Raw genomic sequence first — 20421 nt, forward strand, 5'->3', positions numbered from 1 at the left:
GATTTTTATGTCACAGAAAACGCCGTTTTCTTTTGTCGTAATTATAGGATTCATGCTGTTTGCATTGTTTTTTGGAGCCGGTAATCTGATCTTTCCACCTATGCTTGGTCAGTTGGCAGGAACAAATGTATGGCTAGCCAATGCAGGCTTTTTAGTTACGGGCGTGGGATTGCCGCTTTTAGCTATCACTGCTTTTGTTTTTTCTGGAAAAGACGACTTACGATCGTTAGCTAATCGTGTTCACCCTTTATTTGGTATCGTATTCACGGTTGTTCTTTATTTGGCCATCGGTCCATTTTTTGCTATCCCTAGGTCCGGCAACGTATCTTTTGAGATTGGAGTCAAGCCATTCCTATCTGGCGACACAGGCTCCATCCCACTCATTCTTTTCACCATCGTGTTTTTTGCCACTGCATGTCTCTTATCTCTCAATCCTGTAAAAATCATCAATGTGGTCGGGAAAATCTTAACTCCAATCAAATTGACTTTTATCGGATTTATTGTCCTGACAGCAGTGATTCGTCCCATTGGAGCTTTCCAAGCCCCATCTGAAGATTATATGCAGCATGTATTTTTCAAAGGCTTTCAAGAAGGTTATTTAACTCTGGATGCTCTCGTAGCTTTTGTTTTCGGGATTATTATCGTGAATGCCATCAAAGAAAAAGGAATTACGACCAAAAAACAGATTTTGGCCACGTGTGTAAAGGCGACGATGATCGCTGGCACGCTCCTCGTTCTTTTTTATTCGGCTCTTTCTTATATGGGTGCTTCCAGTGTGGAGAAATTGGGCCATTTAGAAAATGGAGCCGAGGTTTTAGCGAAAGTGTCGAATTATTATTTCGGTTCCTATGGTGCCATTTTATTAGGCTTCATGATTACCGTGGCGTGTTTGACCACAAGTGTAGGGCTCATAACAGCTTGCTCTTCCTTCTTCCATTTATTGTTTCCCGCTATTTCTTACAAAAAATTTGCCGTTATTTTATCGGTTTTCAGTACGCTTGTTGCAAATATCGGATTAACACAGCTGATCAAGGTTTCCGTTCCTATCTTAATGACGATGTACCCCATTGCTATATCACTGCTATTCTTAACATTTTTACACAAAGCATTTCGTGGTTGGCCCGAGGTATATCAAGGAAGCTTGCTTTTCACCTTTATCATCAGTTTGTTTGATGGACTGAAGGCTGCCGAAGTGCACATCGCTGTCATTCAAAATTACTTCACGCAGTACCTTCCCTTGTACGATGTAGGCTTAGGCTGGCTGCTCCCCGCTTTTATAGGTGGTTTATGCGGATATATTTTTCGTCTTTTCCGCAAGACAAGCCCCCAACGTTCTCAGGCAATCCGTTTCCATGATGGAAATACCAATAGATAGTGAATTCATTCCCCTAGACAAACACATCTAGGGGATTCCTTTTATATACGTTATTGATCACCAAAATAAGACTCTATTGCGTTTTTCATATGATTGACGAGTGCTGTCACCTCGGGCTCCCTTCCTTCCCAGTTATCAACACACTCTCCTCGATAGGCTTTTCTGGCTATGTCGAGTAAAGCCGCATGCTCATCAGGTAACTGAGGGATAGCCCATTTTGCAGCCACATCTTTTGGGGCGATTTCACCAACCGCCATCGTTAACCACATTCTAGCAAGTGTTAAAATCACGTTACGTTCGTCACCATGAGTACCCTCTATCAATCCTGGCAAAGACTCCGTAATCGCTCTGCGAATATCTGTCATCGGCACGGGGTCAAGTACATCAGAAGCGTGCGGACCAAAAAGAGAGATGCTATTCTTTCTGACTTGGGCTAAAACAATCGCCAAATCAGGATCATAAGCTGGTTCCGGAACTCGTCCTTTCTCAAAATCATCCCTCAGCCACTCACCATAGATATATTCATTTTTGGGAGGAAAACGCCAAGGGACAACATCCCCATGGCTTATCACCGTGACTTCAAGTGGTCGCACAGAAGCTGTATTCCCAATCTTTCCTGATAGAAGCAGTAGTCGATCTGTTAGTTTTCTTCGAGTCCCTTCAGATAAACGATGATTCACAACCACCAGAACATCTACATCACTGTTAATGCGCAAGCCACCCATTACTGTAGAGCCAAATAAATATACTCCGACTACCGTTCTATCAAGTAACTCCTCTATAACTTTTACTGCTTGAATCGCTTCCTTCGGTATATTTACGTGATTTTTATCGTTCATCAACTACAAGCTCCTTTCGTCTAATAAAAAATCCCCTCTATACGTCTTGGAAAAATGCTTTCCTTCCCGAACGCAGAGGGGATTTCTTTATCCAGCTGCTCTAGCTTTGCAACTGCATCAAAATTTGTGGGTCCTTGATTTTCGTATCCTCTGCCAGCATGACGATTTTGGACAAAATCTCTGCTGTTTTCGGATCTTCATCGAGGAACGGCAGGAAGATACGTCCGCGGTGCTGCGAATGAACGGGAATAATATGCAGCGCACCTGTTGCCTGCTTATAAACCATACCGCTTCCCAAATGCACGGCAAACTCTCCAAGACTTCCATCTACACGCGCGTAATTTCCGTCCAGTCTTACATTTTTCAGCTTCAACAGACGAATCGATTCCTGAACGATCGCATGGCGCATCTCGATCGTCGTCAAGCTCGCTTCTGGGTCAACTCCTCCGACATGAGCAACGCTTACGACAAGATCTACGTCTCTCATCACCTCGGAGAACAAGACCGGTGGCACTTGATCCAGTCCTACGCTTTGATAGGTCGTACGATCCTTGAACGAAATGACCTCAAGGGTAGGCGCTTCCGTATCAGACGGAGAGAACCAATCGGCCATGGCATACAGACTCGCAATCAGATTTTCTGCATAAAACACTTTTTGCAAGCCTTCCTCATAGCTGACGGTCCACTGTCTGCCTCTCAGGAGAGCAACTGTCTTTTTCGGTTGAACCTGATAACCCGCATAGCGGCGGGAATGGGTCGCATGTGCAAGCTCGTCAGCGTTTGGTATATACAGCTCGCGGAAAACCTGCTTGAATGGCTGGCGCAGCTCTCTGTCAAACAGGTCACGCTGGAACGTACTCCACAGCCTACTCTTGTACAGATGCACGGGATGGGCAATCTGCACCTCATCCTCATCAGTCAAACCGACAATCTTGCCTGATGGGTCACGGAGCGATTCGATTTCTCCCTCATAGTACCCCAGATGATCCCCAAACTTGAAGACCAGAGAACGGAGCATTGGACGAATGACCGGATTGCCGTCCAAGCCTGCCAATTCCTTTCTGGTAAATGTATTTCCTGATGCCATGGAACGTTCCAGCTCTTGGCGCGCCCTGCGGTACTGCTCGGTAAGCTCCGACTTCATCTCTTTTAATGCAAGTACATACTCATCCTTTTTGTGCTTCGCTGGAACAGATTTGAGCTCTTTTCCCTTGCGACTTATCTTGATTTCCGCTTGCCCCTCATCGTCAACAACCAGCTGCACAGTCGTCTCTTCGTCCAGGAAATGCGGCTCAAAATGTACTTTCATCTCATCCACCTTGCGTGCCTCCATGTCCCATTTCAGACGCGTAACATCTCTGTACCCGGCATTGCGTGCCAGATTGTCCAAGGCGATATGCGAGGCGATGCCTTCACTTGCTCTGCGCTGCGCTCCAAATTTCTTGCTTTGCAAAAGAAATTGCTGAATAAAATCGTACCGCGTCCGCAGATCCTGTTCCCTTTTTTCGCTCAGTGGAATCAAGCTATAGCTGAGCAAATGATCCTTGTTCCTCTTCTCTGCGGCAGACGCCCTCATTTGTTCCAGCTCCAGCTTACCGAGTGTCGCATCGGCAAACAGCTGCGATCGTCGATGGTTGGCACCAGCGGAAATGTACTTGGCACACTCATACAGCAGCTTGAAGCGCTTCTCTCCAAGTGTCTGATATGCTTCCTGGAACCAGCGAATGTCAAATGCCCCATCGTTGAAATCATTCGGTGTGATTGGAGAATAGTGGGCGACGACTGTCTCTTTTTCGGCAGAGAAGCTCTCATTAATATGCGCATGGAAATACCAGGCTGCACTACGCAAGCCTTCCCAGCCCAAATGCTCCGCAACGATTTCGATCCACTGAGGGGCGTACATCGCCGCCTCAAGCAGGCGCTTCTCCGTGATTCCTTTATGCTCCTTGAGCAGCTTGCTCAGCATTGCGGCATCTTCCCGTGCGCGTGGATGGCAATTTTTCAGCAGATGACTGAAGGCTTCCTTCTTCGTCAGATTGTCATTGTAGCTGTATATATACCCGCGTACGAATGCATCCCGGTCAAGCCCTGCCAAAAGACGTACCCAGTACTCCATCCCCTCGATGCGCTGAAGTCTGGTCACAAACGGCGTCACTTCTGTTGGCAGATCGCCTCGAGTTAGCTCGATGCTGACGATGCGATCCACTACTGTATTCCGAATCGCAATTACCTTTGGACTCTCCTGCAGCTCTCCAGTTCGTCCAGAGGTCAGACTCCACATGTAGCTACGGCTGTCAAAGCTGCCAAGCAGTGCTTTATACAGCTCGACTTCTCCGATGATGCCTTTTTCAAAGGCACGCAATCTTTCCTCCAGCGAAATGGAGGAGCTTTCGCGCGTTGTATCGACCATCTGATCAAAGGCAAAGGCTGTATGATAAAATGCTTGGAATGATTCATCATCATGGACGCGGGTGCGCGCCATACTGAGCCAAGGCTGTGTCACCAGCTCAAATACACCCTTCCTCTGCTTGGCATCCCATTCTTCTGATTCCTGAATCAGCTTGATTGTTGTCAGATTCGTACACGCAAACGTTTCTTTTTTATCACTGTCCAAGTAGAAGGCCCGAACTAATTGACTAACCTGATCACTGTACGTCAATTCTTTGAATACTTCCTGAATTTCTAGAAGCAACGGAAGCGGATATACCTTTTCGATATAATCCTTTCGCGTGCCTTCCAGAAGCTTGTGCTTTCGGAGTTCCGAGTAATCCATTTCATCCGAGAAGGCACTATAAAAATGGTCCAGCGTATGATCGAATGATTTTAGCACCGTGTAAAAGTACAGCTGCATCAGCTCGTGTGACGTAGGCTGGCTCTGCTCCAAATACGCACGCCACTCTTCGTGCAAGGGATAGCGCTCCAAATAGGAGCTTTCTTCTTCCTCAGCTTGCCCGTTATAAAAGTTCTGTGTCTCTCGCAGATTCGTGCCGATCAGAAGCGTATCCTTGTAACCGGAGTAATACTCGGATACATATTCCACATCGCGATGCCTATGGACCAGCTCATCCAAGCCCTGTAAAAATTTCTTGGCCTTTTCCGCTGTTAGAGTGAACACCTCTTTTTGTAGTGAAAATTCTCCGATATCCTTCTTTTCCAACAGCCACGGTTCTGTAAACGCAGGATCAAACAGACCAAAGCCCTCCGCTTTGCTTACTCCGCTCTTTTGACCCAAGCTGTCCAGCATTGCCTGTTCTTTGGCTGTCGGTTCTTTGATCAACGCTGCCAAAGGCTGCAAGCGCGTCAATTGCTCTCGGCGCTCACCATCTTTCCCGATTTCAACCAGCACCTCTAGTCCACCCAGTCGTTGCAGCTCGTTTCCTGCCTGGAGCAACCGTGTCAGGGATGCCTCAACACGCTCTTCCGGCTGTAGCAGCAAAACTCCGATTGTGCTCTGGCGCAGCGAGCCCGTTTTCAGCTTCAGCAATTCCTCCATTTGGCAAAGCTCATCATCTGCGAGCACTGTTTCTTTTAATTGCTCCAGAGCGTGCTCACGGTTTTTCATGCTTTTATCCGACAAGCTCTCTAGCATAAACGCTCGCAGCGTCTGATTCTGTTTGTCTTTCATAAAGTGAGACAGCAAAGCACCGCGTTGATCAGGGCTAAGCTTTTCCTTGCGAGAGATCAGCTGTTCAAGGAAGTCACTGTCCATATCATACGCCGTCAAGTAAAGCATCTTTTCGACCGGCAAATCAGAGGTGTACTGGATATGGACAAAATCGAGCGCTTTTGATGGAGACGAGTACTCCTTGGCCATATTGTCAAACATCGCAAGTAACAGCTGGAAGTCCTGGATGCGCGCTTTTTTGTCCTCCAGCGCTTCTATGCGATCGAACCGAATCGTCGGCTCGTCGGCTTCCGTTCCTGGCCTACGCCAGATCGGATAGTAGTGGTAGCAGTAATTGGTCAGCACCCAATATTGCAGCTCCGGATCGGTCGCACCGAGCTGCTCTCTGGCCAGACGCATGCGTAGCTCGCGGTTTTGGCTATTGGCAAGTACGTACTGGGCAACGATCTTCTGGTGACGCTGACCTTGGCTCATCAAGCGCTCGATGCTCTCGAACAAGTCTCTTTCCTCATACACGGCACTCGCCCACAGAGCGATATAGATCTCATTGGCATTATTGCTGTCCAGCCATTGCACGCGCAGCTCATCCTCTGTCAATGCCCGATACGCCTGCTCAATCAACTGACCAGCCACACGCTGATTAGCAGCCTCCAGATTCATGCCCGTCCAGACACCCAATGCGCGCACCACGGAGCTGTACCGAATATAGCCTTCGTCGATAATCAGCTTGAGGATGTGCAGATTTGCAGATAGCGTCCCCTCATCCATCCGCTCTACGATGCTCTGCCGCAGGCCCTCTTGCAGCCTAGCAGCTTTAAGCAGCTCCCCAATCATCTGATACATGTCTTCCTGGTGGCTTAGGAAAATCCCCTTGATCATCTCATGGGATAAGAGAGCAGTCTGATTGTCACCGTAAATGATGTCCGATAGTGCATTCCGTACCTGCTCGTTGCCACGGTCCAGCTCATAGCCGATAAGATCACCGATTGCCACCTTGAGGTAATATTCCTTCCCGAGGGGATAATCTGCTTTGCTTAAATAGTCCATCAGCTTGAATTGCTTTCTGTGCATAAAGAGGAGAGTCGCTGTTTTTTGGATCATTTTTTCCAAATGCAGGGCAGCCTCTGTCGTTCGGAACGGTCGTCGGTAGTACCCTTGAGTGTATGGATACTCCGCTGCATGCCTGATGATGTGGCGAAGCACATCTGCCTGCTCGCTGTCTGCCAATTGCTCCAGTACGCAAGCGAGCGGCTCAAATAAACGGTCCTGCTCACCAGCCGCCACTTCTAGCAGATTTTTTTTACACTCCTCCATAACTTCGGAATCGATGTACCCTGTTTCGCTCATCCCGATGAACAAGCGTGCAAGTGGTTGAAGCTTTTTTGCCAGGCCCTCTACTTTTCCTTCCAGAAACTCCTGATCCTGTTGGTTCTGATCCTCTTTATTCATCTCAGTGCTCCTCTCACCATAAGCTTCCAGCCAGCATTGTAAAGCGAATCAGTACGACCTCATCCTCATCTTTCAATAAGAGTGGAGCCTCTAGAGCTTCCGCTTCCTCGTCTGAAATAAATACACGGTACAATCCGTCTTCAAAAGCCTGAATCGCCGTATCTAGCGATTTTTGAACATCAGGCAGAGTGTCGTTGTGAATCGCACCAAAGCCTACTTTTCCATTCTCCGCCTGCTCTGTGACCTCTCCTTCTGTCAAATACGGTACGAGCGAGATTTTTTGCTGCTTTTCTACCAATCCGCGAATATTCCACTCTACTAACGCTTCTATCAATTCCCTCAGTGTCTGGGGTGTTTGTGCAAGCTCAACAGGAATGCGGCTTAAAGCATTCTTGCGTTTACCGATACTTTTGACGGTTACTGCGATTCTCATCTATAGGACCTCTTCCTTTCGTCAGATAGAGATTCACCCTTCCTGAACTTATTCTACTAGACCATGGTTGGTTTTTCCAAAATGGTAGAGCATTTCCATAGCGATTCGTCATATGTACCTATTAATGTATGAATGGCGCCAGAACGATAGACCTACTACTGATTTTTGCAAGTGGTATATAATGAGTGAGAGAGAACAAAAAGGGGGGTATATGAGGTTGAATACCAGTCCAAATATCGTGGAGATCGCCTCTTTGATCGGAGAGCCGTCTCGCGTCTCGATCCTCGTCAGTTTATTAAGTGGCAAAGCCTTGCCTGCCAGCGAATTGGCACGTGCAGCCCGTGTGACACCACAAACAGCAAGCACCCATCTGGCTAAGCTCGTCGAGGGCGGTCTGCTGGTCAGCGAATCTCACGGCCGACACCGTTATTATCGACTGGCTAGTGCTGAAGTCGCTCATGCATTAGAGGCTTTGCTCACGATTGCTACCCCAAAGCCCGTTCGTTCCTTGCGGGAATCCGATCAATTGCGGGCCATGCGATTCGCCAGAACGTGCTATGACCATCTGGCGGGTGAAATCGGCGTTGCGTTGACTCAAAAAATGATTGAGCAGCAGCTGATCGAGGCATCCGGACAGGATTATGTACTGAACGAAGCAGGCAAGCAAAAGCTGCTGGCACTCGGCGTAGAAGTTGAGGGCAAGCCCAAAAGCAAACGACGTTTTGCAAGACAATGTCTGGACTGGAGCGAGAGGCGTCACCACCTCGCGGGAAGTCTCGGAGCCTCGTTGACTAAACGATTGTTTGAGTTAGGCTGGATCGAGCGTCTGCCCGGCGGTAGGGCGGTTCGCATCACACCAGACGGCTCAGTCGGACTTTTCACCGAATTTGGCCTGAAAATAGAAGACGGGAAGCAGCTCTTATAAAGAGTCACTTCCCGTTGTTTTATGCACTCTCTCTTTTTGACTGCTGCAATCTCCTACTAGGGGCAAACGTCCAGTTAACGAGGAAAATTCCTGCGAAAATAAGCAATCCTCCCGCATACACATGCCATTTGACAACCTCGCCGAGAAGTACCCAGCCTGACAGTACCCCAAAAAACGGAGCCAGGAACAAAAAGGCACTCGTCCTGCCTGGGTCGCCTTGATTGAGTAAAAAGAACCAGGTGGCGAATTGCACGATTGACGCCATGATGGCAAGCCATAGCACGATGACGATAGATGTAGGAGTAATGATCAGCTTTGGTGTCTCCAATGTAACACCCATCAGAAGCAAAAGGATGCCCCCGAACAGCATTTGATACGCTGTCATCACCCACACATTGAAGCGGACTCCCCACTTTTTGATCAAAACGGTGGCAATGGACCACGAAACAGCAGACCCGATGCCAAAAAGTGTCCCTGTCTCCCATTGCAGATGAAAGCCGAGGGTAATAAACACGCCGAAAATTCCAACCAACACTCCTGCCCATTGTGAAAATCGATAGGATACACCCAAAAACAGCGTCCCCCAGACGACCACCAACAGCGGGTTCATAAAGGTCAAAATGGATGATTCCCCTGCTGTAATCGTGCGTAGGCTCAAAAAGATACAGCCCATCACCGCCGCGGTCTGCAAAAATCCGATCAGACCTATCTTACCCCAATCAGGAAGCGATTTTGGCAATGGCTTTTTCCATACCCAGATGGCCATCAACAAACCTGCCAGGGTAAAACGAAGTCCCACCAGGAGCAGTGGCGAGAAGTAAGTCAGCCCGATTTTTCCTACAGCAAAGGACGAGCCCATCAGCGAAGTCGTAATGACGACCAGAATACCGAATAAAACCGGATTCATGTTGTTGCTTCCCCCATTTCTAGCGACTAGATGCTACACGTAGTGTACATGAGAGATATTTCGACTGTAACCGAAGTGTGGGAAATCGCCTACAACTTGTATTTTTCCACCATCCTGATGCCGATCCGCTCCAGCAAAAAAGCCATGACCTGCCATATTCCGCGACGATACACAGGCAAATGGTTGAGGTACACAGCGGTATATTCCGGCTCCCCCACCGCTCCTCTGTCTGCCTTGAAGGCACCTACTCCCGCACTCTGATGAAGCAGGATTCCCTGACGCTCCGCTTCCCTGACGAGGAGACTGGACAGCATCCGATACAAGCCTGTCTGTTTGGGCAAGGACGTATCGTAGCCAAAAAGGGGCGTCGTCATGACACCATTTCGCTGAAAGTAACCGAGAATGCCGTCCAGGCTCCCCTCCTTTTCCAGTCCGATGAGGGTCAGCGTCTTTTTTTGCATCGCCAGCCGGATGAACTCCTTCGTAAACTGCGGGTTATGCTGCGAATATTTATCCAGGTACAAAGTGTTGTACAACGCAACGATTCGCTCTGCGTGCTCCTCGCCCAGCTCCTCGTGAGACAGGATGCGATATCCCGAGCGCGCAAGCAATTGCCGATCTCGCCCCAGCGTATTGCGTACGCGCCACTTTCCTTGGGCTGGCCAATTGGGATGAAACAAATACACGTAACGGCTGGGAATCAGGATGTAGCCTGCCCGATGCAGACCCTCGTAGAAATCAGGACAAAGCTTGCGGCAAACAGAGCGAAACGCAATGATATGATTTGGAAAACGCTCCACACAATGCTCGGTAATCCGCTCTGCATCCTCCGCTTTCATCTCATGATACAGATTCGTCGACAGGAGCCAGTTGTTGACGATGACCATCCGATTGCTCTGACTCGCTCTCATCCACCCTCCCAGCCCTGACAGGAGCGGTGAAAACAAGCCCTTCCATAGTGGTGAGCCGAGCATATCCAGCTCTTCCCTGGCGTAGGTCACATAATGCGTATAAGGAGAGCAAACATAGGAATTGTCATACTCCCCCTCATTGATGGTCAGCGGCATGATTCGATCATCGATGGCCAGTGCCAGCACCTGTGTCTGGACATTTTGGACATAGCGCTTTGGCTCGGATGTCATCAACGGCTCTAAATAGCTGCGTGCGTACTCTCCGTCCCGCATCTGTTCCCAGCGAACGTCGCCTAGCGTGGTATGATCATGGACAGCGATTGTCTTCCTGCTGCTCATCTGGCGTAAACATCCTCTCAACCCGTCGTAATTTTTTCGTGCCTAGCTGCAGCTCATATGGCGTAAAAGCGATCACTGGCACTTCTCCCTGATGCTCCCTGATGATTGCCTCAAGGCTGCTGCGTACCTGCTCCTCGATGCGCGGCCAATCGCCGTCCCTCAGCCGAAGCGATACCTCCAGCTTGTATGGACTCAGCTGACGCACCGTATATTCCTCGATCACATCCGATGTAGAAATGACAGCCCGGCGGATGAAATCGGGAAATACCGATATGAACCGTCCTCCCTCTCTCCCTCTGAACCAAAAGAGATCATCCGCTCTGCCCTCAATCTTTTCCAATGCGGTAAAGACAGACCCACATGGACAGGGCGAGCGCTTCTCGGTCAAAATATCATTCAGTCTGTAGCGGATGATCGGCTGAGTCACCCGTGAAAAATCCGTCAAAATCGGGAAAAAGCGTTCCTTGTGCTCATCCAGATACTCTTTTTCCATAACAATCAAATCTTCATTTACATGCAGGGTGCCATAGGCGCAGGTGACTGCCAGCAAGCCTTCAGTACATTGGTAAATTTGATGAATAAGCTGTCCAAACGTATCTCGTATGTACGCTTCGTCCAATGGGTCCAATACCTCGGCAACCGAAATGATTTTGACAGGTGAAATCCGCAGCACTCCCTTTCTTTGCTGCGTCGCCAAAAGCCTCAGCATAGAAGCCGGAGCAACAAGCACCGTCGGCTGGTACTCATTCAAGGTAAGCAGATGCTCCTGTAGCGGCTTTTGCAGGTCAAAAAAAGAGAAGCGGATGCGCCGCCTGTTGACTGCAGTATACAAATTGCTGTTTGCCCGGAGGAAAAAAGCGATGCGATGCTCGGCCCACAGCGGTCCCGGAAGTGCTTTGGCGAGGATCGTTCCCGCCCATTTTGCCTGCTCCTGCGGTCCCACCAAAAACAACCCGCGATTTCCAGATGTCCCCGATGACAAGCCTACAGTGATCCCTTCGAGCTGTGGAGCAAAATCACGTGTCGTTTCTGCCTGCAGGGCAACCCGGAACGCATCTTCCTTTGCAATCCCGCGCGTATTCAGCTCATCAAAATGCGCCATCATCAGCTTTTTATCAATCGGCTCCAGCTTGCGCCAGTCCGCAGGGTCAAGAACACCCAATCGCTCGCGATAAAAAGGTGAGTCAGGTAAAATGCGGCGCAGCATCGCCTGCACTTGTGCTGACTGCCAGCTCTCCAGCTGCTCGCGCGTGGAAAACCGTCTGGCAAGCCACTTGGTCCAGATATATTGCCTAAGCAATGCTACGATCTCCATGAAAAATCTCCTTTGCACGTCTGCCATACCTCTTCGCAATGAGTCGGCATGATCCGCAAATCGCTCCGATTACGGGACAGCACATGCAGCTTGTATAAGTTCTCACGATACGTCTTTTGATCCGCCATGATGAGTCTAGCCAATGGATGGGGCAACAAATGATCCCGGTAAGCCACGCTAGACCACGCGGCATCTGCACAAAGAAACACCTCGCCATGATCGCAGTCACGCAAGAGCACCCCAAACTGCCCCTGCGCGTGTCCACTCAGATCGACGAGCAGCAAGCTTTGATCGCCAAACAGATCATACGCCTCCGTATAAGGCTGATACGCTTTCGGCAATAGCACAGGCGAAGTCCGGTCAACAAAAGTCACACGCTCTTCGAAATCATCTGGCATCAAGTCCGGCAAGTATCCTTCGCGAAGCGCGGCCAGCCCCGTCTTTCCCCGAACATGCTCATACGCCTTTTCGAAGCAGTATAGCTCAGCCTGCGGAAAATCGCGCAAGCCGCCGATATGGTCGCCATGAAAATGGGAGATGAGGATGCCTTTTACCAAATCAGGGTCGATTCCCCGCGCGATGAGCTGAGACTGAACCCCCTGGGCTCCATCCGTTACCACAGGTGTGAGCTTGCCATAGATTGAATACGGAAATGCACGTGTCGCCTCAAAAAATCGCGGAGAATAGCCTGTATCAAAAAGCAGAAGACCGTGGACCGGATGCTCGATCAGACCTGCGAGGGCGTGAAACGGGACGTTTTTCAGCCGCCCTCCCTTTCGCGTAAACAGCTCCAGCTGACGGCAAAACCCCGTGTCCAACAGCGTCAATTTAACGTTCATTATGCAACCTCCACCACTGTGTAAACGCCTCGATCCCCTCCGTGATACTGACGCGCGGAGAATAGCCCAATGCTTCGCGGGCCTTGGTGATGTCGAGTGTCTGCGATTTCGCCAGTACTCCGACCGAATAACGGGTCAAAACAGGCTCGCGATTGCCTAGCAGAGTCCGTGAGAGAGTCTCCAGTACCCAAGCTGCGGAGTAGGCCTGCCAATAGGGCAGCTCTTTTGCGCGCAGCGGCATATCCAATCGTCTGAACACATCTGACAAGACGTCGATGAGCGTAACTGGCTCGCCGTTTGTTATATTGTAGGCTTGACCGAGCGTGCCTCGAGGGGAATCCATGCAGAGCAGCTGAGCATCCACGACATTTTCAATGTAGGTCAAATCCATGACGGCACGTCCGCCGCCAATCAACGGAACGAATTTTTTCTCATTGGCACGAATCAGCCGGGGCAGGATGGCATTGTCTCCCGGACCAAACAGTGCCCGCGGGCGAATCGTTATCGCTCCTAGCCCTGCTTGAAAAGCCTCATCCACCTTACGCTCCGCCAAATATTTTGTATGCGCATATGTATTGGCAAATCGCTTTGGCAGCGGATCATTTTCTCGAATCCCCTCTCGGTCGTCAAAAGCAAAATAAATGCTCGGGGTCGATACATGAACCAGCCGCTCGATTCCGTACTTCATGCAGCCAGCAATAATATGGCTGGTTCCGTCCACATTGGTCGCATACATATCGCGGTAAGTCCCCCACGGTGAGGAAAATGCCGCCACATGATGCACAACCTCTTGATTCCGGCACGCCTCAACCATCGCTTCTCTATCTCTTATATCGCTCTGGACAAAGCGAATTCCTTTTTGCTGCAGCTCGCATCCGATGCGCTGATCTCGTCCCAAGGCCGTTACTTCATAGCCCTCTTCATGCAGCCGATGCACCAGCTTTTGCCCGAGAAAGCCCGTTCCACCCGTGACGAGTACACGCTTGCTCATGGTTTCTTCACATCCTTTTTCGGGAGCCGCTTTCTTCGGCTACAGATGGCGCCTCCCCATTCCATTCAATATCCTCTGTACTGCATTCGATCATGCTCTTCCCTGTTTGGATGCTGCTCCACGCCAAATCAGCAAGCATCCCAAACTGTGCTGCATACGGCCACGGATCACCTTTCATATACAGCGCATCTCGTGCGGAAAAAAAGTCGCTTCCCCAACGCTTCATGCTGCCCCAATCCCGGATGCCGCCAAGTCCATAGGTCAGCATCGCCATTGCCAGCATGGATGGGGGCGCCGTTTCCCGAGGGACGATCACCTCACTGCCTTGCTGAAAAAAGGCATTTGCCGCATCCTTTTGCCCTCTGAACAAATGTATGCCGCTTGTCAGCCGTGGATTGCACTCAATGACATACAGCTCTCCCTGCCTGCTTTCAATCAGGTCAAAGGCAATCTGTCCGCTAAAACGATGGCGCTCCACAAACCTGCTGACAAAGTCCTTTACTCGAGGATCATTCGCATAGGCAAAATAGATAGACGCCCCTTGCCCTGCTGTATACGTTGTTGCGTAGTCCGCATAAAGAGACAACCGTCCCTCGTGAGCGACGGCATAGCTGCATAACTGACGCCCCTCAATGAACTCTTGGACGAGCCAGGGCTGCTCTGCACTAGGATCAGGAAGTGGGTCCATGGCTTGTGTATGCGGATCTGCTACGATGCGCACGTGTGCTGCAAAACGCGAGTAGACTGGCTTTAGCACAACAGGTCCACTCGCCTCTCGCAGCGCCTGCTTCAGCTCTTCCTGCGAGAGGCTCAACACGGTATTCGGGACCGTGGCACCTGCTTCCCGCGCCAGCTTTCCAAACAACCATTTATCATGCAGCGACCGCAAAACATCCGGTCCTTCTGTCAACACTTCTCCATAGGAGCACAAGCGATCTTTGCCCTGGGCGACATAAAAAATTTCCTCACAGGTCGGAATCAACAGATGCACCCGCTCCATCTCCATAATCCTGCACAGGGCTGATATATAGTCTGTTGGTTGCTCGCGCGGAGAAGGTACCCGATACGCCCGCTCGACGAAGCGAGAGCGACTGCAAAGATGCAGCCGCGCGCTTTCTGCCACGATGACCCGATGTCCCGCAGCACCGAGCAATCGCGCCAGCTCCAGCGTACCGGGAGCTCTTCCTCCCGTAAGCAAAATCGTCCTGCTAGTATTCAAGAACAATTCCCCCAAGTGACAAGCCTGCAGATGTTCCCAGGAGGAGCACAAGATCCCCTCTTTCAATGCGCCCTTGCACAATTGCCTCATGCAGTGCCAGTGGGATTGACGCCGCAATCATATTTCCATGATGAGCGAGAATATTGACCATCTGTTGATCGGAAAAACCGAGCTTGCTTGCCATGATCCGCATCGCCATGCCGCTCGCTTGATGAGGAATGACAGCCTTGAGCTGCTCCTTTTTCAAAGACACCGCAGCCATCAATTGCTCGACAAAGCCTGTAATCCGCTGAGAAGTCAGTCGAAATATTTTCCGTCCGTCCATATCAAATGTAAAATCTGCTTCTCTTCCTTTGGCATATTGGCTCGGGTGAAGCATGGTTCCGCCTCCCCTGATTTCAGAATAATGCGCCCCTTCACTGTATGTTTTCATCGCCGAGCCATAGATGCGAGCTGTCTCTGTATCCGGAGTACGACCGATCACAACCGCTGCTGCCCCATCGCCAAACAAAACACAGCTCTCTTTTTGCTCCCAGTTCAGTCCGACCGAAGCAATTTCCGTTGAAATGATCAGGACACGCTCGTAAATACCGAGTGCCATGGAGCAAGATAGCACATCCAGTGCTGTCACGAAGCTTAGACATGTGGAATTGATATCGAAGCAGGGAATGCCTGAACGTGAAAGCTTTAGCTCCTCCTGGATCAATGCAGCCGTACATGGAATCTCCTGCTGAGCGGTGCCGCTCGCACATACGAGGCAATCAATGTCATGCACGGAAAGCCCTGCCGCTTCGAGTGCTTGCAGGGCAGCAATCGCCCCCATCTGTGCGGCCGTTTCGTCCGTCACATAATGCCTCACACTCACTCCTGACTTCTTCTCCACCCAGCCCGCTGGAACGCCCAGTCGTGCATCCAGCTCAGCGGCGGTTACTTGTCGCTTCGGCAAATATTTCCCCGTTCCGAGTACTTTTATTTTTCTTTCCATCTGTTGCTTCTCCTTTAGCAGTGCGTTTCTCCCACTTTATTTCTGTTGCTGCCATTCATTGTACCTAGAAATGCACTTGTATGGGGATAGGGATTATGGACGAAAAAAAAACTACCTCCTGCACGATTGGCAAAAGATAGTTGTTCGTTATGTGTATGACGTTTTTTCACGCTTTTCGTTTCCCCCACGGCTTGAACACCGACAACCAGAAGATGGCTGCGAGGGACAAAACCTGCAGGATGATGCCAGTCCATAGCTGTCCGCTGTTTAGGAGGATAGCCGAATTTTGCATCGCTCCGACCCCCTCAGGCAAGGCAGAACTGCTGGCTGGCAATGACCAAAAGTACATCCCGATCGGCCCCAGCACAATGGCAAATACGGTCAGAATTTCCTTGGCGATGAGCCAATGATAGCGAAACAGCCCCCAGTGCGTCCAGACAGAGAGCAGCACTCCCGTCACAATCGTCCCGATCGTAGAGGCGCGTACGCTCGTTTTGGAAAGGGCATGCATGGCTTGGTAACAGGCAGAAATAATACTGGCATCTGTGGAGGTCGCCGCAACGATGCTCAGTACCAGAAAGATGACGGCACCGCCCAACATGATGGAAGAAAAAATCAAATGAGCGAGCAGGAGCCATTTTTTCTGATTCATGCTGAGCTTGATCATGATGGCTTCACCTCATCTATTTTGTTTTTCAAAAGCTAGAATACAAATCGGTACCCGACACCCCAAACCGTTTCAATGTACTGCGGCTTGGACGGGTCCTTTTCTATTTTCTCTCGCAGCTTGCTGATATGAACAGTCACTGTCGCAATATCTCCGAGTGAGTCCAGCCCCCAAATCTTTTCGAACAGCTCCGTTTTGCTAAACACCCAATTCGGATGGGTCGCCAAAAACAGCAGCAGGTCGTACTCTTTCGAGGTGAACATTACTTCTTCTCCATTGATGTGCACTTTTCTCGCCAGCTTATCAATCTGAATCCCGCGAATGCGGATTTCATCCTTGGGCATTCGCAGCTGGCTGTCTGCGACTAGCCGATCGTAGCGTGCCAAATGAGCCTTGACCCTCGCAACTAGTTCACCCAGGCTAAACGGTTTGCTGATATGATCGTCCGCTCCGAGCCCCAGTCCGCGAATTTTGTCCACGTCCTCTTTTTTGGCAGAGACGAGCAGGATCGGGATGTTTTTGGCTTCACGTACTTGCTTGCATATGGCAAAGCCATCTATCTCAGGCAGCATCAGGTCTAAAATCAGGAGATCATACTCCTCCTGCAACGCCTTTTTCAAACCTGTATCTCCGGAAAAAGCGACATCGACAACATAGCCGCCAGCTTCCAAATAGTCTTTTTCTACCTCAGCAATAACGGCATCGTCTTCAATGATCAGAATACGCTTCATCGCGAATCACCTCCGTCCATCTCCTCATAGGGCAATGTAAAGCTGACGCGCGTACCACTCCCCCGTTCACTCTCCGCCCAGATCGTGCCACCCTGACCTTCAATCATTTGCTTGGCAATCGCAAGTCCCAAGCCTCCGCCTCCCATGGACGTATTGCGTGAAGGGTCAGCGCGGTAAAAACGGTCAAAAATGTGCGGCAGCGCTTCCTGGTCTATGCCTGCGCCGTTATCTGTCAGAGATATCGTCGCTGCCTTAATGCCCGCTTGTACTTCCATCCGTATCCATTTCTTTTCTTTATCCATATATTTGAGACTGTTGTCCACGATATTCATCAGCACCCTGTGGAGCTTTTCCCTGTCTGCCATAACCTGCAGCTCTTTGCCAGCATGATTGGACAGCTCCAGCTCTACTCCCTCCATCCGCGGATCAAGACGCAGCTCATCGATTATGGAGGAAAGGTAATTTGTAATCTCGACCTGCTCCAATTGAAAGGGCAGCTTGTTTAAGTCCAGACGAGAGAATAAGAATAGCTCATCGATCAAACGGTCCATCTGCTCTGATTTGATTGCAATCATGTTTACATACTTTTCCCTTTTTGCTTGGGTATCCGTAATCCCATCCTGCATCGCCTCTACGCACGCCTTGATTCCGGTAATCGGAGTCTTCAGATCATGGGATATACTGGAAATCAGTTCTTTGCGGTTGTCCTCATACTGAAGCTGCAAACGGATCGATTCATACAATCTGACACGCATTTCTTCAAAGGCTGCTCCCACCTCACCCAGCTCATCGGTTCGTTTCAGCAAAACAGGACGATCCAGATTGCCTTCCTTGATTTCATTGGCCGCTTTTTTAAGTGCATACAACGGTTTGATAATGCTTCTTGAAACCAGGTAGGTCAGCAGCCCATTGGTCAGTGCCACGATGACAAGCAGAGTCAGCATCATAGTTGCGAAAAAGTACATACCGGTTACAAACATCGAACGGGAATCAGACAGGAAATACACCGTCCCACTACTTCTATCTCCAAAAGTAAAGTCATGGCTTTCGACGGAGTAGCCCCCTTTATTTAGCTGCTGCCATCCATTCCTGCCACGCTCCTCCACTGCTGCTTTCATATAAGCCGGCACGTCAACACCCTCAATCGCAGGGGAAGCAAACAGCACACTACCGTTTTTTGCCACGATCAATGCGCCCCCGAGCAAACGAAGCTGCTCGTCTATTTCATTCAAAATGTCAGGTTTCAAAAGTCTGTCTGCGTCGTAGCTGGCGATGAAGGTAATGCCCGCGAACAGCTCATCTCGCTTAGACAATGTTTCCCGGAAGACGGGCTTTCGCGATTCTTTTCCAGAAGGAAATTGATCTCCCCAAAAAGAAGGAGCCAGCCATGCTGCCACCACCCCGAAGCAGACGACGGGAACGACAATCATGGCGATATAGGATAGCAAGAGCCTGGTTTTAATCGACATGGGTAATCCTCCCGTCGCTGTCAATAGATGGTGTTATTATACTACAGGGAAACTAACAGACCTACTGAGAGACATGGTCTCCCCAGCCTTTTTTGCCCCATCTGCCTTTCATCTCCTCACGCGAAATCTTTTCTACCTGTTTGCCTGCAAGCTCGATATGATCAGGTGTCGTGGCAGCAAGATCAGACAAGCGAACATCCAGAGATAGGATAAGCTTGTGCGCTTCACCAGAGGCGTCTACACCAGATACGTGTATTTCAGCAGTTTGTTCTTCAACCAAATTATTTTTATTGATTGTAGCATGAAGGGTAATGTCATCTACCTGAACATCCTTTTGCAGATTCGGGAGTTTTACCTCCATGCCCTTTACCGTAGAAGACTTCTCCTTCTCCTCGCTGCGTTCTACGATTTTTGAGTAGACAGTCGGTGCGATTGCTTTTACAAATGCAGGCATCTCCTGCTCAGACAGCTCAAGGGTAACCTGCTTGCCGCCATCCGGCAGCTCCTCGACTGTCGTCCATTTATTCATATCCCCAAGCAGCGCTGGAAATAGCTGCTTCACAAAGGCTGGAGGTCCGTCCTGTGTGCGCTTGTCAGATTTGTGTCCCCAAGCAGTTGTCTCCATGACGCGATAAACATCACTATCCCCTTTCTTAAAAATAACCTGATCCTGTTCATGAAAGGCTTGAAAGCTGCCTGTTCCAGCTGCATCTGTGTAGGTAGCATCCACACTCGCCGCATTCCCATCGTGATTGACCTTGGCAACGCCTTCGATCATGAGTAGCTTCGTGCCGTTATCTGTCAGCTCTACCTTTGTATGAGCGGTCAAGCTCTGCGCTTCCTTTGTTTGGCCCAGCGCGGATTTATACACATCAAGTCCTCTGTTTTCCGCACTTGCGGATATTCCCATACCCCAAACCAAAGCACCACTCAGTCCTACTGCAAGTGCAACAGCGAGCCATTTTTTTTGCATTTTTCATCCCTCCTGTTGTTTAGAAAGTGACTGCTTTCACTTTCTCTATAAACGATGGTAGAGGGGAGGTGTAAACACGCTCTAAACCAATTCTAAAAAAAGTGTAAAATCGGAGGGAGGGGCGCAGCGAGCGATGGGTGGTGGAGAGGAAAAAGGAGAAAAAGCGCCAGGTTCTTGGGACACCTGCTGGATGTGTGTACTGCTCGTCTCCATGAAAAAAGCGAAAACCGCGTCCAAAGTGGTTGGTGCAGGATGTGGTTCAGGGTGGACGCTTAAAAGCTTGTTTTCGCTTTTTTCATTGCGACTCGGTTGGTTTCCCAAAGACCTTTGCTTTTTCTCCTTTTTCCTCTCGCAAGCTGTTGGCATCACTCGCGCTTTTTAGAGAGCGTAAAGTCAAAAAAGCAGTGCTAAAATGATTAAAAACCTGTG

The 20421-nt window shown here is 49.8% G+C and carries 17 protein-coding genes; 3 read left to right on the forward strand and 14 right to left on the reverse strand.

What is annotated here, in order from left to right; all coding sequences use genetic code 11:
* Positions 1-7 precede the first annotated feature (7 nt).
* Positions 8-1375 (forward strand): branched-chain amino acid transport system II carrier protein, encoded by a 1368-nt coding sequence (gene brnQ / locus SB752_RS00575; protein ID WP_410713817.1) that lies wholly within the window; start codon positions 8-10, stop codon positions 1373-1375.
* Positions 1376-1425: 50 nt separating this feature from the next.
* On the opposite strand, the gene ant(9) is transcribed toward brnQ, so the two are convergent.
* The 3 genes from ant(9) to SB752_RS00590 form a co-directional block, all read right to left on the reverse strand.
* The gene (gene ant(9), locus SB752_RS00580) at positions 1426-2214 is read right to left on the reverse strand and encodes an aminoglycoside nucleotidyltransferase ANT(9) (RefSeq protein WP_410713818.1); all 789 of its coding nucleotides are present in this window, start codon (positions 2212-2214) and stop codon (positions 1426-1428) included.
* A gap of 100 nt (positions 2215-2314) precedes the next feature.
* Positions 2315-7288 (reverse strand): DUF4132 domain-containing protein, encoded by a 4974-nt coding sequence (locus tag SB752_RS00585; RefSeq protein WP_410713819.1) that lies wholly within the window; start codon positions 7286-7288, stop codon positions 2315-2317.
* Positions 7289-7301: 13 nt separating this feature from the next.
* Positions 7302-7721, reverse strand: a complete 420-nt coding sequence (locus tag SB752_RS00590) for a hypothetical protein (RefSeq protein ID WP_410713820.1) — start codon at positions 7719-7721, stop codon at positions 7302-7304.
* 217 nt (positions 7722-7938) lie between these two features.
* Between SB752_RS00590 and SB752_RS00595 the strand changes: the two genes are divergently transcribed.
* Positions 7939-8646, forward strand: a complete 708-nt coding sequence (locus SB752_RS00595) for an ArsR/SmtB family transcription factor (RefSeq protein ID WP_410713821.1) — start codon at positions 7939-7941, stop codon at positions 8644-8646.
* A 19-nt stretch (positions 8647-8665) separates the two neighbouring features.
* Here the strand turns inward: SB752_RS00595 and SB752_RS00600 are convergent, their stop codons facing one another.
* The 11 genes from SB752_RS00600 to SB752_RS00650 form a co-directional block, all read right to left on the reverse strand.
* On the reverse strand, positions 8666-9553 hold the full coding sequence (locus tag SB752_RS00600; RefSeq protein WP_410713822.1) for a DMT family transporter: 888 nt from the start codon (positions 9551-9553) through the stop codon (positions 8666-8668).
* Between the two features lie 89 nt (positions 9554-9642).
* Entirely contained in the window at positions 9643-10803 is a 1161-nt protein-coding gene (locus SB752_RS00605; RefSeq protein WP_410713823.1) for a GNAT family N-acetyltransferase, read from the reverse strand.
* The gene (locus SB752_RS00610; protein ID WP_410713824.1) at positions 10772-12118 is read right to left on the reverse strand and encodes a F390 synthetase-related protein; all 1347 of its coding nucleotides are present in this window, start codon (positions 12116-12118) and stop codon (positions 10772-10774) included. The genes SB752_RS00605 and SB752_RS00610 overlap by 32 nt, the downstream gene beginning before the upstream one ends.
* Entirely contained in the window at positions 12106-12957 is an 852-nt protein-coding gene (locus SB752_RS00615; RefSeq protein ID WP_410713825.1) for an MBL fold metallo-hydrolase, read from the reverse strand. Before SB752_RS00615 ends, SB752_RS00610 begins: the two co-directional genes overlap by 13 nt.
* On the reverse strand, positions 12947-13948 hold the full coding sequence (locus SB752_RS00620) for an NAD-dependent epimerase/dehydratase family protein (protein ID WP_410713826.1): 1002 nt from the start codon (positions 13946-13948) through the stop codon (positions 12947-12949). The genes SB752_RS00615 and SB752_RS00620 overlap by 11 nt, the downstream gene beginning before the upstream one ends.
* Positions 13949-13955: 7 nt before the next feature.
* Positions 13956-15167 (reverse strand): ATP-grasp domain-containing protein, encoded by a 1212-nt coding sequence (locus SB752_RS00625; RefSeq protein WP_410713827.1) that lies wholly within the window; start codon positions 15165-15167, stop codon positions 13956-13958.
* Complete coding sequence (locus SB752_RS00630) at positions 15157-16152, reverse strand: beta-ketoacyl-ACP synthase III (RefSeq protein ID WP_410713828.1); 996 nt, start codon at positions 16150-16152, stop codon at positions 15157-15159. The genes SB752_RS00625 and SB752_RS00630 overlap by 11 nt, the downstream gene beginning before the upstream one ends.
* A 166-nt stretch (positions 16153-16318) precedes the next feature.
* Complete coding sequence (locus SB752_RS00635; protein WP_410713829.1) at positions 16319-16819, reverse strand: hypothetical protein; 501 nt, start codon at positions 16817-16819, stop codon at positions 16319-16321.
* A gap of 35 nt (positions 16820-16854) precedes the next feature.
* Positions 16855-17550, reverse strand: coding sequence for a response regulator transcription factor (locus SB752_RS00640; RefSeq protein ID WP_410713830.1), 696 nt, complete (start codon positions 17548-17550; stop codon positions 16855-16857).
* Positions 17547-19019 carry a sensor histidine kinase gene (locus tag SB752_RS00645; RefSeq protein ID WP_410713831.1) on the reverse strand — a complete coding sequence of 491 codons (1473 nt, stop codon included), beginning with the start codon at positions 19017-19019 and terminating at the stop codon, positions 17547-17549. Before SB752_RS00645 ends, SB752_RS00640 begins: the two co-directional genes overlap by 4 nt.
* Positions 19020-19080: 61 nt before the next feature.
* Positions 19081-19992 (reverse strand): hypothetical protein, encoded by a 912-nt coding sequence (locus SB752_RS00650; RefSeq protein WP_410713832.1) that lies wholly within the window; start codon positions 19990-19992, stop codon positions 19081-19083.
* A gap of 133 nt (positions 19993-20125) precedes the next feature.
* Between SB752_RS00650 and SB752_RS00655 the strand changes: the two genes are divergently transcribed.
* Positions 20126-20374, forward strand: coding sequence for a hypothetical protein (locus SB752_RS00655; protein ID WP_410713833.1), 249 nt, complete (start codon positions 20126-20128; stop codon positions 20372-20374).
* Positions 20375-20421 lie beyond the last annotated feature (47 nt).

Source organism: Brevibacillus sp. SIMBA_040, assembly GCF_046535075.1.
GTDB lineage: Bacteria > Bacillota > Bacilli > Brevibacillales > Brevibacillaceae > Brevibacillus.

Coding starts and splice junctions, on each gene's coding strand:
- brnQ (WP_410713817.1), top strand. CDS start 8: ATGTCACAGAAAACGCCGTTTTCTTTTGTCGTAATTATAGGATTCATG.
- SB752_RS00585 (WP_410713819.1), bottom strand. CDS start 7,288: ATGAATAAAGAGGATCAGAACCAACAGGATCAGGAGTTTCTGGAAGGA.
- SB752_RS00590 (WP_410713820.1), bottom strand. CDS start 7,721: ATGAGAATCGCAGTAACCGTCAAAAGTATCGGTAAACGCAAGAATGCT.
- SB752_RS00600 (WP_410713822.1), bottom strand. CDS start 9,553: ATGAATCCGGTTTTATTCGGTATTCTGGTCGTCATTACGACTTCGCTG.
- SB752_RS00605 (WP_410713823.1), bottom strand. CDS start 10,803: ATGAGCAGCAGGAAGACAATCGCTGTCCATGATCATACCACGCTAGGC.
- SB752_RS00610 (WP_410713824.1), bottom strand. CDS start 12,118: ATGGAGATCGTAGCATTGCTTAGGCAATATATCTGGACCAAGTGGCTT.
- SB752_RS00615 (WP_410713825.1), bottom strand. CDS start 12,957: ATGAACGTTAAATTGACGCTGTTGGACACGGGGTTTTGCCGTCAGCTG.
- SB752_RS00620 (WP_410713826.1), bottom strand. CDS start 13,948: ATGAGCAAGCGTGTACTCGTCACGGGTGGAACGGGCTTTCTCGGGCAA.
- SB752_RS00630 (WP_410713828.1), bottom strand. CDS start 16,152: ATGGAAAGAAAAATAAAAGTACTCGGAACGGGGAAATATTTGCCGAAG.
- SB752_RS00635 (WP_410713829.1), bottom strand. CDS start 16,819: ATGATCAAGCTCAGCATGAATCAGAAAAAATGGCTCCTGCTCGCTCAT.
- SB752_RS00640 (WP_410713830.1), bottom strand. CDS start 17,550: ATGAAGCGTATTCTGATCATTGAAGACGATGCCGTTATTGCTGAGGTA.
- SB752_RS00645 (WP_410713831.1), bottom strand. CDS start 19,019: ATGTCGATTAAAACCAGGCTCTTGCTATCCTATATCGCCATGATTGTC.
- SB752_RS00650 (WP_410713832.1), bottom strand. CDS start 19,992: ATGCAAAAAAAATGGCTCGCTGTTGCACTTGCAGTAGGACTGAGTGGT.
- SB752_RS00655 (WP_410713833.1), top strand. CDS start 20,126: ATGGGTGGTGGAGAGGAAAAAGGAGAAAAAGCGCCAGGTTCTTGGGAC.